Genomic DNA, 13135 nt, shown 5'->3' with positions numbered 1-13135 from the left:
GACCGTTCCATGAAGCAGGTTAGCACCATCGGGTTGGATTTGGCGAAGCACATTTTTCAAGTTCACGGCGCGGGTGCCGATGGCTCGCCGGTGTTCAACCGGAGACTACGGCGCAGCGAGGTCCTGCATTTCTTCTCGAAGCAGCCGGCCTGCCTTGTCGGAATAGAAGCCTGTGGCAGCGCTCACTATTGGGCACGCGAGATTGCAACTCTCGGCCATGAAGTGCGGCTGATCCCACCAGCTTACGTCAAGCCGTTTGTGAAGCGTGGAAAAACGGATGCGGCGGATGCCGAGGCCATCAGCGAAGCCGTGACTCGCAAGACCATGCGCTTCGTTCCGATCAAAACGGCCGAGCAACAAGCCGGAATGATGGTCCTGAAGAGTCGCGCACTTCTGGTGAAACAGCAAACGCAGACGATCAACGCCCTGCGCTCGCATCTGGCTGAGTTGGGCATCATTGCCGCCGCCGGCCGGACAAAGGTCGAGGCGTTGGTTGCAATCGTACGGGATGTAGCAGATATCCGCTTGCCTGCGGCAGCGCGCTTCGCGCTGACGGCAATTGCCGATCAGATCGAGGCTCAGGCGGACCAGATTGACAAGCTCGAGCGAGCCATTGTTGCCGCGGCAAGGACCGACAAGGACATGCGCCGACTGACTACCATCCCCGGCATTGGAGCCATTACAGCGGCGACCATCAAGGCGCTGGTGCCAGATCCCGGCGGCTTCAAATCCGCTCGTCACTTTGCTGCCTGGCTGGGACTGACGCCGCGACAGCATTCGAGTGGGGGCAAGGAGCGGATGGGGCGAATCTCGAAGATGGGAAACCCCGAACTTCGGAGCCTCCTCGTTCTTGGGGCGACATCCGTCCTGCGAATTGCCCGGAAGGCTGATCGGGCGCCGCCATGGTTGAAGTCGTTGCTCGCCAGACGTCCGTACAAGGTGGCAGCGGTCGCACTGGCCAACAAGACAGCGCGAATTGCCTGGGCGCTCTTGAACAGGGGCGGGATTTATCGGCATCCGGAGACGCTAGCGACGACTACGGCTGCCGCTTGATGAATACAGCAGTTGTCAAAGATATCTGACCGGCGCGGGCCGGCAGAGGGCAAGGAGCAATAACAGGCGATGAACCCACGGGACGAAATCCCGACACGAGTGAGGCTGGCGCGACAATGCGCTTCAAGCGCGTCTGATTGATTTAGCCCCTTGTGTCGCGGACTTCATCGAGGCCAGCGGTCATGCGCCGCGCTTTACAGGCCGTATACATGACCGCACCGCTCCCATGTGTGAAGTCGACTGAGAAAGCTCTTGCGCCCGCGGGCCGTTCCATACATGTCGCGCTATACACGGGGCCGGGAGCCAGCGGACCGGGAGAAAGGAAAACCGAAACCCCCGGTCCTATCCAATCAGAGATCAGTACGGGGACATGCCATGATCCATCGCGAAGCCGTGCCTGTCGGGCACACCTCACCCTACAAGCGCATCGAGATCGCGCACCTTGGACGTAAGACCATCATCACATCAGACGAGCTGGCAATCTCGGGTGATCGCCTGCCTGATCTTGCCGCGTATCGATACGATGAAGACTTGCGCGCCTATCTGCTCAAGGCCCGATACGGCTGAGCATCGGCTGCATAGACATTGAGGGCATTACGCAAAAGGTTCTTCCGGAGGCTCCCCCGGCTTGAACGGGTCGTAGTTTGGGGGAGATGATCCCCGATCCCGCCCAAAAGAGCTGTCTTAAAAAACGGGACCGGAGACCATGCCCTTGTCCGTCCTCTATACCCGGGCCGCACATTGGTTAGAGCGAGCCGGGACCGGGGTCACGTTCGCTCAATTGGATCGGGCGGCCCTCAGTGGCCCGCCCGTTGCGCGCGATAGACACGGTTGAATTCCTGCAGCCGCCCGGTGCCTTTGAGCGAATCCATGAATGCGTCGAGTTTCTGGACCGCGTCCTGCGCGCGCGAGATCGCTATATCGTGCGGCGTCAGCGTCTCGTGCCAATGGGCCGCCGCCGCCGACCTGCGCAAGCGTCTGACAACCCAATCGCGGCTGCGCGTACCCGTCGGGTAAATGCTGTCGGCGACCTTCGAAACAACGCCCTCATAGCCCAGCTTGCAGGCATGAGCGAACATCTCGGCGCCGTCGACTTCGAAGCTCTCGCTGAACTGGATGGCAGTCCCGGCAACCAGCTTCTTAAGCACTGCCTTGCGTTCCTTCAGCGGCAGCTTCCGCAGGTCGCGACCGTTGAGATACAGTAGATCGAAGGCGACCATGACGATCTTTGTTGATTTGCCCCGCAGCTCGTTTTGCAGCACGGAGAAGTCTGTGGTGCCGTCCACCGACGGCACGACGACCTCGCCGTCGACGATCGCAGAGGCAGCCGAGATATGCCAAGCGTCGTCGGCGATCTTCTTGAAGCGCTTGGTCCAGTCGTTGCCCCGGCGGGTGTAGATCTTCACCTCCTCATTGGCGAGATGGACCTGAACGCGATAACCATCGAACTTGATCTCATGGTGCCAGCGCGTGCCGCTCGGCACCTTCTCGATTGGCGACGCCAGGGCCGGCCTCGGGACCATTCGTGGTCGCTGGCGGAAAGCGCCCTGCGTCTGCGAGGCCGCGTGGAGAAGAGATTTGCCTGGAGGCGAGTATTTGACGCCCGAGGTGCCAAGTCGGCTCTACGCGGCCTCCTAGCCCATAATGAATGCCTCGTAGCCAGTGGATGTCGTTGCGCTTAACTGAACCGGTCGAAACTCGCCGGCGCCCTTCGTGGGGCGGCGGACAGAATCATCGCCCCTAAGCTGCCGTCGTGGACCCTCCTGCGACACGGCGGCGCTGCTGAGGGCTGCAGAGCCGGTGATGATCCGCAGCAAGTTCCGTTGCCCCAAACCGATCCTGGACGATCAGCAGGCGCTGATCGCGCGGCAGCGGCACGAAGCCGACGAGGTCTGTCCGGGACCAAGGCGTGCCCTATAGTCGGCCGTGGGCAGGATGTAGGCCGCCAGCCATGAGCCCGGGCAGTCATCGCACAGCCCGTCGAAGGTCGTGGCGCAGGTGCCGATGCCTTCAAAGACGAGTGCCGCGGCGCTAAACGCGCCTAGGATCGGGGCGGCAATTTGGATCCACGTCACTAGCTCAAAGCTCAAAGCTTCGCCCTTTCTCCCCACGGTCTGAGCCGACGCCCTCCGTAGCCGCTGACCAAGCGGAGTCTGTTCTAAAACAGACCGGATACTCGTTTCCCTCGCCATTGCTGGCCCGCCACGTTGTCCCCGTGACGGCTCCGAGAGCTTTTTTCGGCGCTCTCACATCGGATCCGAGCGGAGGGTCATTCCGCTGGCAGTGTCCGATGCCCTCGACCGTTCCCGCGGGCTGCGCGGTACCGTTTGGGTCAGGTCCCTATGGGCCACGGGATACCTGTTTGATTCCGATCCGGTCTTGCCGGTGTAGCGCTGGGCACGCTGCCGCTTTGAGGTGTGGCGCCTTGCTGTCATTTATCGCGGCGCTATGGCGACCGGCGACGGGGAAAGGCAGGATCAAAACCCGTCGCTATTCTCGCGACGATCGACTGCAGTTGTTGATGGCAGCGGGAGCCTCCGAGCAGACCTGCCATAACTGTCGCGACAGCCAACCGAACACGGTGGTTCGATCGGCAGTTAACCGCCGGTCTTGGTTTTCTTGCCCACCAGCAACGTCTGGCTGGGGGTCGAGTGGCTGAAGGTGTGAGCTTTTGCGCTTTCCGCTTCGGAACGAATGAGCGGTAGCCGGTCCCGGCGCATTGTTCTTGGATTGTCCGTGAGGACGCCAGTGGTCGTCGCTTCGGGCGTCGCTAGGGTGGTAGCGGCCCCCCCTGCAAAACGCGCCGGTGACGCCACCGCCGACGAAGGAAACGGCTTCCAGGGCGCGAATACCGTCCTCGACTCGTCGACGGTCAGCCGAGCCGCCACCCCCAACAGGGCGCGCATCGCGAATTGGGATGCACCGGGCCGCCACATCTCGATCCGGGTGTTTTGCGAATGGCCCCGTTTCATTAGCACCCGCGCCGCATCCAATAAGGGTTGGCGGCTGCCAGTGACAAGGACCGTTCCCTCCGGAAGTAGTGCGCTAGGTGGTGTGGACACTTATCGCATCCATAAGACGATGGCTGCGAGAGTGACGACGGCCAGGTAATTTCGGGCGGTCTTTTCGAAGCGGGTTGCAACGCGGCGGAACTGCTTGAGCTTTGAGAAGCAGCATTCGACGAGATGACGCTGGGCATAGAAATGCTTGTCGAGTGGATATTTGAGCGCACGTGACGGGTTGTTGGGGATCACGGCGAGCGCGCCTTTGGCGGCGATGGCTTGGCGCAAGTGATCGGCGTCATAGGCCGTATCGGCCATGACGACCTCGGCGGATAAGCCTTCGATCAATGCGGCGGCTTGCGGTGCATCGCCCTTCTGACCTGCGGTGAGCTTGAACCGCACCGGACATCCCAAGCCTCGAACGGCCATATGTATCTTGGTGCTCAGGCCGCCGCGCGAGCGGCCGATCGCTTGATCTTCCGCTTGATCTTCAGACCCCCCTTTTTGGCGCCGGCGGCGTGCTGATGCGCCCGAACAATGGTGGAATCGACGATCAGATATTCGAAGTCCGGATCATCGGACATCGCCTCGAAGATCCGCCACCAAACACCCTTGATGCTCCATCGACTGAAGCGCCGGAACACGCTGTTCCAGTCCCCAAACACCTCCGGAAGATCGCGCCAGGGAGACCCCGTACGCACGATCCACAGCACACCTTCCACGAACATCCGGTTGTCGCGCCCGGTGGAGCCCTTCTGATCGGGGCGCCCTATGATCAGCGGCGCTATCCGCTCCCACGCCGCGTCGCTCAATACCAAACGGTCCATCACACCCAAGGCGGCCTCCCCAAAAGCAGCCTTGAATCTGATTTGCTCCTAAAAGGGAATCCTTAGAGTCCACACCACCTAAAGCGACCGTCGTCGACGCTTTGCAAAATGATGCGAATCGTCCCTGCCCCACCCTTATCATCCTGTTCAAGAGTGGGTTTGGCTTCGATCTCTCGTTCCGACATAACTAATTTTCCCTTTTGGTCCAATGCAAGGACGACAGGAGTAGGAGTCGGAATGGAGATTGATCTTACTGGCTTGTCGCGAGCCTTTTAATCATGGGGTCGAGGGTTCGAGTCCCTCCGCGCTCACCATGTAACATCAAAGACTTAACCGAGTAGTAGGCTATTTTTACAGAGTGATTACTTTTCGTGTGCACATGTCAATCGGCGTTCGACTGGGACCCCCTATCGGCATCCAAAAGGGACCCCTTTGATCGGCGTGCTCTGCTGGTAGCGCTCGGGTCGTCGGAGCTGGTCGGGGTTGCGGAGACGGCGCGAGCGCGGGTTGTTTGAACATCGTCGCGGCTTTTGAATCGCCAGCTGTCGTTGCCGGTCTCGACGATGTCGCAGTGATGGGTCAATCGGTCGAGTAGCGCGGTGGTCATTTTGGCATCACCGAACACACTGGGCCATTCGCCGAACGCAAGATTGGTGGTGACAATGATGGAGGTGCGCTCGTAGAGCCGGCTGATGAGATGGAACAGGAGCTGACCGCCGGATTGCGCGAACGGCAGATAGCCCAGCTCGTCGAGAACGATGAAGTCCATGCGGGTCAGATGCTCGGCGAGCCGTCCCTGCCGACCGTTGCGGGTCTCGGTCTCGAGCCGGTTGACGAGGTCGACTACGTTGTAGAAGCGTCCTCTGGCGCCATCGCGGATGCAACTTCTGGCGATGGCAATGGCCAAGTGGGTTTTGCCTGTACCGGTGCCGCCAACCAGCACGACGTTGCGTTGTTGGGCGATGAAGCCGCCGCCAGCGAGATCATTGACGAGAGTCTGATTGATCGGCGTGCCGTCGAACTGGAAGTCGGCGATGTCCTTGGCGAGCGGCAGCTTGGCAATGGTGAGCTGGTATTTGATCGACCTGGCTTGCTTCTCGTTGATCTCGGCGTTGAGCAGGTCGCCGACAATGCGTTGAGGCTCGTGCTGGCGCTTGACGGCAGTTGCCATGATCTCGTCGAAGGCAGCCTTCATGCCGTAGAGCTTAAGTTCGCCCATGAGGTCGAAGATTTGGGTTCGTTCCATCAGATGGTCCTCCGGAGGTTGTCGTAGCGGGCACAATCGGCGATCGGTGCATGACGGAGCGTCAGTGCGGCCGGCGTCATGATGTTGGCCGGTGGGGCGGGTTCACGTTGACGGGCCAGGATATTGAGAACGACATCGGCGGAATGGACGCTGTGACTGAGCGCTTCGGCACAAGCCGCTTCCACCGCGGACAGACCGTCAGTCAGCACCGCGGTGAGGATGTCGACCATCTGCCGATTGCCATCGTCGGTGCTGGCCAGCTTGCGCCGGATCCGCTCGATCGCGGCCGGCAGCACCCAGTCTTTGAAGGGAGCACCGTTGCGCAAGGCGCCGGGTTTGCGGGCGAGCACCGGCACATAATGCCAGGGGTCGTAGACGGTATCGCCGCGGCCAAAGGATCGCGGGTGCTCGGCAACGATACGTCCATCCTGACGGATCACGATGCGATCGGCATAGGCTTGAACCTCGACCGGTCGTCCGACTGCACTGGCTGCGACCGAGTACTTGTTGTTGTCGAAGCGCACCAGGCAGGTCTTCGAGACCGATGCTGTCACCGCATGGAAGCCGTCGAAGCGGCCGGCATAGGGAACGAGTTTGGGGCGTTCGGCTTCGAACACGTCCCAGATCGTCTGATCGACCAGCTCCGGATGGCGATGAGCCTTGGCGTAGGCGATGCACTTGTCGAGCAGCCAGGCGTTTAACTCGTCGAGGTTTTTGAACCGCAGCCGCGGCGTGAAGAAGCGCTCCCGGACCAGCCCGACCTGGTTCTCGACCTGCCCCTTCTCCCAGCCCGACGCTGGCGTACAGGCGACCGGATCGACCAGATAGTGGCTGCACATCTGCAGGAAGCGGCGATTGTAGAGACGGCCTTTACCGACAAAGATCGTCTCCACCGCGGTCTTCATGTTGTCGTAGATGCCGCGGGTGCAGGTGCCTTTGAACAGGGCGAATGCCCGGTCGTGGGCGTCGAACACCATCTCCTGCGTCTCCCGCGGATAGGCCCGCACGAACAGCATGCGACTGTGACAGAGCCGAACATGAGCAGCCTTCACCATCACCGTGGTGCCGCTCAGCAGGACCACCTCGTGGCTCCAGTCGAACTGGTAGGCTTCGCCTGGTGCAAAGCTCAGCGGCACATAAGCCGACGCTGTCGAGGTGCCGCGTTCCTTGGTCCACCGTCGGGCGTATCGACGAACCGCATCATAGCCGCCGGCATAACCCAGGCCGCGGAGTTCCTCGAATAGCCGGATCAGCGTCAGCCGTTCCCGCGCCGCCTTGCTCTCATTCCCTGCCAGCAACCGATCAAGCTCGGCACTCCAGGCACCCATCTTCGGGAGCGGCTGCGTCTCGCGCTCGTACCGGAACTCCGTCGCTTGAGAACGAATGACCTTGCGAACCACCTTCCGCGATACGCCAAGTTCTCGGCAGATCGCCTTGATCGGACGACCATCAACAAAGTAGGCGCGACGGATCTTACCAATCGTCTCCACCACCAGCATCCCAACCTCGGCTTCCATGACTCGATGGAAGCCACTGTGGACCCTTATCCCGGGGTCCCGATTGGATGCCGATCACCCCGAAACGGGGTCCTTATTCCATGCCGAAACACACGCAACTGCCGCTGGTGCCGCTTGAACTGTTTGGCATGGGCGTAGCGTCCCGCCATCATCGCGGTGGCCTTGGCGATCCGAGAATAGGATTGCCGCAGCCGCACTCCGTGCTTCCTCGCTAGGCGGTTGAGCCCCTGGATCGCCGCATGCAGCAGCTTGGCATCGGTCGGAAAGGTGATGGCCTTCGGCTGCACCGTGGTGTCGACCGTGACCCGCTCAAGGTCCTTGCCGCGTAACGCGCCGACGTCGTGCGCCACCCGCAGGCTCTCGGCCAATAGCAGTTCCAGTCTGTCGCCGAGCCGCTTGCGCCAATGGCTCAGGTCCGAGCGCTCGTGCGGGAATGCGTGCTGGAAGAACTCTTCGCCAGTGAAGTACTGGAAATACGGGTCGTGGACCCAGCGTTCGCATACCCCCTCATCGGACAGCCCGTAAATGTGCTTGAGCAACAACAGCCCGATCACGAAGCGGGTCTCAATCCCCGGCCGGCCGTTCTCGCTGTAGAGCGGCGCGATCTCGCCGTCGATCCAGTCCCAATCGATCTTGCCGGTGAGCCGGACCAGCTCGTGCTTCAGATTGATGATCTGGTCGAGCCGCGCCCGGAAAAAATCGTTCGCTCCCGTCGTTTTGTGCTTCTTCGGCCGCATCGTGCCCTCCGATGCGGACAGGGAATCATGCTTCGCCCGTCGAGGGAATCTCGAAAACGAAATTGCAAGCTTCCGATGCACAAAACACCAAAACCTTGCAATCTCAGAACGTCATTCCAGCCAAATTACGATTCCAGATCAGTCGCCTGGAAGCTTCTTAACGGGCGACTAGATTCCGCGCCAAAAATTCCGAAAGATATGGTTGTACATTTTTACTGTACATCATTACCGTGTCCGTCGTTGTGGCATTCCATTTTGGGGACGACAATGGCGACCAGCGGGAATTCGATCCAGATCAAAATCTACGCGAAACCATCAGACCCAAACCCTACTCACGTACTTCCTGATGTTCCTTGGTACGCCGGGATTACTGCGTTGCAGGCGACGATCATCGGCGAAGCAATGAATTCCACCAATTTCAGCTTCCGAGTCGAATACCGCTCAATCTACGGCGCGCAGATCGACAGCATCGATGGAGTAGCAGACGGTTCTACGCCGAATTGCTATTGGCTGCTTTGGATCAACGGGAAGGAATCTCCTGTTGGGGCAAGCGAGGCTATTCTGTTCGAAGACTTGACGAACCAGACCGCACTGATCGAGTGGAAGTTTCAGGACGTCACAGTCGCTCCACCAGCCTCGCTCAAGTTGAAAACGGCAGCGCTCTGACACGGGTCAAAGCGCCACCCGTATTCCCTACTCCCAGCTCAACGCGCCGCCGTTCTGATACTCGATCACGCGCGTCTCGAAGAAGTTCTTCTCCTTCTTGAGGTCCATCGCCTCCGACATCCACGGGAACGGGTTTTCCGCCTCGTCGAACACCCGCGCGAGGCCAAGTTGCGCGCAGCGGCGGTTGGCGATGAAGTGCATGTATTGCTCGCAGAGAGCTGCGTTGAGGCCGAGGAAGCCGCGGGGCATGGTGTCGCGGCCGTAGGCGGCTTCGAGTTCGGCGGCGGTTCGCACCATGTCGCGGATTTCCTCCTGGAACTCCTTCGTCCAGAGGTGCGGGTTCTCGATCTTGATCTGGTTGATGACGTCGATACCGAAGTTCAGGTGGATCGATTCATCGCGCAGGATGTACTGGTACTGCTCGGCGATCCCGACCATCTTGTTGCGGCGGCCGAGCGAGAGGATCTGCGCAAAACCCGTGTAGAACCACATGCCTTCGAAGATGACGTAGAACGCGACGAGGTCGCGCAGGAACGCCTGGTCGGCTTCAGGCGTCCCGGTCTTGAAGTCGGGATCGTCGAGATGCTGGGTGTGCTTGATTGCCCACGCCGCCTTGTCGGTGATCGAGGGCACTTCGCGGTACATGTTGAACAGCTCGCCCTCGTCGAGGCCGAGGCTTTCGACAATGTACTGGAAGGTATGGGTGTGCACCGCCTCCTCGAACGCCTGCCGTAGCAGGTACTGCCGGCATTCCGGGTTGGTCAGGTGGCGGTAGATCGCCAACACGATGTTGTTGGCGACGAGGCTCTCGGAGGCCGCGAAGAAGCCGAGGTTGCGCTTGATGGCGCGGCGCTCGTCTTCGGTCAGGCCATCGCGCGACTTCCACAACGCGATGTCGGCCTGCATCGAGACTTCGGTCGGCATCCAGTGATTGTTGCAGCCGGCGAGATACTTCTCCCACGCCCATTTGTACTTTAGCGGCAGGAGCTGATTTACGTCGGCGCGGCAGTTGATCATCCGCTTTTCGTCGACCGAGACGCGGCCGCCGCTGCGATCGATCGTGCCGAGGCCGGTTGGTTCCGGCGCCGGCGTGGTGAGCAGGACCGCAGGCGCCGGTTTGCGGGCGGCGGAGGACGCGTTGTCTGACCAGTCAAGCATGGTGATTTCCTTTTCTTCTCTGCTTACTGGCAGGCTTCGCAGTCGGGGTTGTCGATCGAGCACGCCATGACCGTGGTCAGGTCCGGCGCGGTGACGGCGGAGGACACGTTGACGGTCGAACCGGCGGACATCATCGAGACCGAGGTCACGGCGTTGAGCTTGCCGTCGGTGCCCTTCAGCGTCGACTTCTCCACGTGGGTCGCGGAGCGCGAACGCAGGTAGTAGGTCGTCTTCAGACCGCGGGTCCACGCCAGGCGATACAGCGCATCGAGCTTCTTGCCGGAGGGGTTGGCAATGTAGAGGTTGAGCGACTGGGCCTGGTCGATCCACTTCTGCCGGCGGGAGGCCGCTTCGATCAGCCAGGCGCTGTCGATCTCGAAGGCGGTCGCATAGAGCGCCTTGAGGTCGTCAGGGATACGGTCGATCGAACCGACGCTGCCGTCGAAATATTTGAGGTCGTTGACCATCACCTCGTCCCACAGGCCGCGGGCCTTGAGGTCGCGGACCAGGAACTCGTTCACGACGGTGAAATCGCCGGACATGTTCGATTTGACGTAGAGGTTCTGGTAGCCGGGCTCGATCGACTGCGCGACGCCGCAGATGTTGGAAATCGTCGCGGTCGGCGCGATCGCCATCACGTTGGAATTGCGCATGCCGATGGTCCGGACGCGGGCACGCAGGCTGGCCCAGTCGCGGGTGCTGGAGCGGTCCATGTCGAGGCCACCGCGGGCGTCGGCCAACAGTTCGATCGAGTCGATCGGCAGGATGCCCTGGCTCCACAGCGATCCCTCGAACGACGGATACTTGCCGCGCTCGGCAGCAAGATTCACCGAAGCCGAGATCGCGTAGTACGAGATCGCTTCCATGCTGGTGTCGGCGAACGCCACCGCCGCATCGGACGCGATCGCGATCCGCATCGCCTGCAAGGCATCCTGAAAACCCATCAGGCCGAGGCCGACCGGACGGTGACGCAGGTTGGAACGGCGCGCTTCCGGAATGGTGTAGAAGTTGATGTCGATGACATTGTCGAGTATCCGCATCGCCGTCATCGTCGTGTTCTTCAGCCTGATCTCGTCGAGCGCCCCGTCCTTGATGTGGTTGAGCAGGTTGATCGAACCAAGGTTGCAGACCGCGGTCTCGTCGTCGGACGTGTTGAGCGTGATCTCGGTACAGAGGTTCGACGAGTGGATGACGCCGGCATGGCGCTGCGGCGAACGCAGGTTGCAGGGGTCCTTGAACGTGATCCAGGGATGGCCGGTCTCGAACAACATGGTCAGCATCTTGCGCCAGAGGTCGGTGGCGCGGACCTGCTTGAACACGCGGATCTCACCCCTCGCCGCCTTGGCTTCGTAGAACGCATAGCGTTCCGCGAACGGCTTGCCGTAGAGGTCGTGCAGATCGGGCGTCTCGTCCGGCGAGAACAGCGTCCATTCGCCGTCGGCGGCGACGCGCTGCATGAACAGGTCGGGCACCCAGTTGGCGGTGTTCATGTCGTGGGTGCGCCGGCGGTCGTCGCCGGTGTTCTTGCGCAGGTCGAGGAATTCCTCGATGTCGATGTGCCAGGTCTCAAGATAGGCACAGACTGCGCCCTTGCGTTTGCCACCCTGGTTGACGGCGATCGCGGTGTCGTTGGCGACCTTGAGGAACGGCACCACGCCCTGGCTCTCGCCATTGGTCCCCTTGATGTGGGCGCCCAGACCGCGCACGCGGGTCCAGTCGTTGCCGAGGCCGCCGGAATACTTCGCCAGCAGCGCGTTGTCCTTGACCGACTTGAAGATGCCATCGAGATCATCGGCCACGGTGGTGAGGAAGCACGACGAAAGCTGCGGCCGCAGCGTACCGGAGTTGAACAGCGTTGGCGTCGAGGCCATGAAGTCGAACGATGACAGCAGATTGTAGAACTCGATGGCGCGCGCCTCGCGGTCGATCTCGCGCACGGCAAGGCCCATCGCGACGCGCATGAAGAATGCCTGCGGCAGTTCGATGCGGTTGCCGCGCTCGTGCAGGAAATAGCGGTCGTAGAGCGTTTGCAGGCCAAGGAACTGGAACGACAGGTCGCGCTCCGGCTTCAGCGCCGCCGCAAGCTGGGGCAGATCGAATCGTGCGAGGTCAGCGTCGAGCAGTTCGGCCTTGATGCCGGTCCTGATATAGGCCGGAAAATACTCGGCATAGCGCGTCGCCATGTCGGCCTGCGAGGCGTTGGCCGGCGTGCCTTCGACATAGGACAGCACTTCGGTGCGCAGCTTGTCGAGCAGCAGGCGCGCGCTGACATAGGCGTAATTCGGCTCCTGCTCTACCAGAGTACGGGCGGCCATCACGGACGCAAGCGCAAGTTCGTCCTGGCTGATGCCGTCGTAGAGATTGCGATGGGTTTCGGCGAGCACGGCGGCGGCGTCGACGCCTTCGAGGCCGGCGCAGGCTTCGTTGGCGATCAGAGCAAGCCGCGCATTGTCCAGCGGCACCTTGCTGCCGTTGGCGAGCGTGACGTTGAATTGCGGACCGGCCTGCGGCTTGACGGCCTCCTGCTCGGCACGCTGCCGGGTGCGCTCGTCGCGGTACAGCACGTAGGCGCGCGCCACCTTGTGGTGCTCGCTGCGCATCAAGGCCAGTTCGACCTGATCCTGCACGTCCTCGATATGGAAGGTACGGCCTTCGCTCATGCGGCGCGACAGCGCGGTGACGACTTCCGCCGTCAACTGCTCGACCACTTCATGGACGCGACGGGAGGCTGCTGCGGTGTGGCCCTCGACCGCGAGGAACGCCTTGGTCATCGCGACCGAAATCTTGCTGGCGTCGAAGCGCGACACCGTCCCGTTGCGGCGGATCACCTGCATCGGAAGCTCGGCTTCCGGCGCGGCATGTGAATCTGGACGCAACTGAATGACTGGAGTGGCTTTCGCCAGTTCGCGATCGAGAGACAAAGACATCG

Annotated in this window: 7 protein-coding genes and 3 pseudogenes; 3 read left to right on the top strand and 7 right to left on the bottom strand. The window is 61.2% G+C overall.

All coding sequences use genetic code 11. The annotated features are described in order from the left end of the window. Positions 1–9: 9 nt before the first annotated feature. Together V5279_RS22415 and V5279_RS22410 are read left to right on the top strand one after the other, a co-directional pair. Positions 10–1053 (top strand): IS110 family transposase, encoded by a 1044-nt coding sequence (locus V5279_RS22415; RefSeq protein ID WP_166073103.1) that lies wholly within the window; start codon positions 10–12, stop codon positions 1051–1053. A gap of 375 nt (positions 1054–1428) precedes the next feature. Beyond that, on the top strand, positions 1429–1620 hold the full coding sequence (locus V5279_RS22410) for a hypothetical protein (protein ID WP_165125094.1): 192 nt from the start codon (positions 1429–1431) through the stop codon (positions 1618–1620). 416 nt (positions 1621–2036) lie between these two features. Here the strand turns inward: V5279_RS22410 and V5279_RS22405 are convergent. From V5279_RS22405 to V5279_RS22385, 5 genes and pseudogenes are all read right to left on the bottom strand, one after another. Continuing rightward, positions 2037–2576: pseudogene (locus tag V5279_RS22405) on the bottom strand (RNA ligase family protein); the annotation flags it as partial. Positions 2577–4115: 1539 nt separating this feature from the next. After that, positions 4116–4891, bottom strand: a pseudogene (locus tag V5279_RS22400) (IS5 family transposase). Between the two features lie 373 nt (positions 4892–5264). Next, positions 5265–6128: an IS21-like element helper ATPase IstB gene (gene istB, locus V5279_RS22395; protein WP_166107168.1), complete on the bottom strand. Its 864-nt coding sequence runs from the start codon at positions 6126–6128 to the stop codon at positions 5265–5267. Next, complete coding sequence (gene istA, locus V5279_RS22390; protein WP_166309211.1) at positions 6128–7627, bottom strand: IS21 family transposase; 1500 nt, start codon at positions 7625–7627, stop codon at positions 6128–6130. Before istA ends, istB begins: the two co-directional genes overlap by 1 nt. A gap of 101 nt (positions 7628–7728) precedes the next feature. After that, positions 7729–8382: pseudogene (locus V5279_RS22385) on the bottom strand (transposase); the annotation flags it as partial. A gap of 267 nt (positions 8383–8649) precedes the next feature. Between V5279_RS22385 and V5279_RS22380 the strand changes: the two are divergent. After that, on the top strand, positions 8650–9048 hold the full coding sequence (locus tag V5279_RS22380; RefSeq protein WP_166205078.1) for a DUF4430 domain-containing protein: 399 nt from the start codon (positions 8650–8652) through the stop codon (positions 9046–9048). Between the two features lie 27 nt (positions 9049–9075). Here V5279_RS22380 and V5279_RS22375 read toward each other — a convergent pair whose 3' ends face one another. After that, positions 9076–10206 carry a ribonucleotide-diphosphate reductase subunit beta gene (locus tag V5279_RS22375; protein ID WP_166205079.1) on the bottom strand — a complete coding sequence of 377 codons (1131 nt, stop codon included), beginning with the start codon at positions 10204–10206 and terminating at the stop codon, positions 9076–9078. A gap of 23 nt (positions 10207–10229) precedes the next feature. After that, complete coding sequence (locus tag V5279_RS22370; RefSeq protein WP_338701013.1) at positions 10230–13133, bottom strand: ribonucleoside-diphosphate reductase subunit alpha; 2904 nt, start codon at positions 13131–13133, stop codon at positions 10230–10232. Positions 13134–13135: the final 2 nt, after the last annotated feature.

This window comes from Bradyrhizobium sp. 26S5, assembly GCF_036923295.1.
Classification (GTDB): domain Bacteria; phylum Pseudomonadota; class Alphaproteobacteria; order Rhizobiales; family Xanthobacteraceae; genus Bradyrhizobium; species Bradyrhizobium septentrionale.
The sequence above is the reverse complement of the archived record's forward strand: the minus strand, read 5'-3'. Positions and strand labels throughout refer to the sequence as shown.

What these genes read in the sequence shown, in the direction of transcription:
- V5279_RS22370 (WP_338701013.1), bottom strand. Translation starts at nt 13,133, where the DNA reads ATGTCTTTGTCTCTCGATCGCGAACTGGCGAAAGCCACTCCAGTCATT.
- V5279_RS22380 (WP_166205078.1), top strand. Translation starts at nt 8,650, where the DNA reads ATGGCGACCAGCGGGAATTCGATCCAGATCAAAATCTACGCGAAACCA.
- V5279_RS22415 (WP_166073103.1), top strand. Translation starts at nt 10, where the DNA reads ATGAAGCAGGTTAGCACCATCGGGTTGGATTTGGCGAAGCACATTTTT.
- V5279_RS22410 (WP_165125094.1), top strand. Translation starts at nt 1,429, where the DNA reads ATGATCCATCGCGAAGCCGTGCCTGTCGGGCACACCTCACCCTACAAG.
- istA (WP_166309211.1), bottom strand. Translation starts at nt 7,627, where the DNA reads ATGCTGGTGGTGGAGACGATTGGTAAGATCCGTCGCGCCTACTTTGTT.
- V5279_RS22375 (WP_166205079.1), bottom strand. Translation starts at nt 10,206, where the DNA reads ATGCTTGACTGGTCAGACAACGCGTCCTCCGCCGCCCGCAAACCGGCG.
- istB (WP_166107168.1), bottom strand. Translation starts at nt 6,128, where the DNA reads ATGGAACGAACCCAAATCTTCGACCTCATGGGCGAACTTAAGCTCTAC.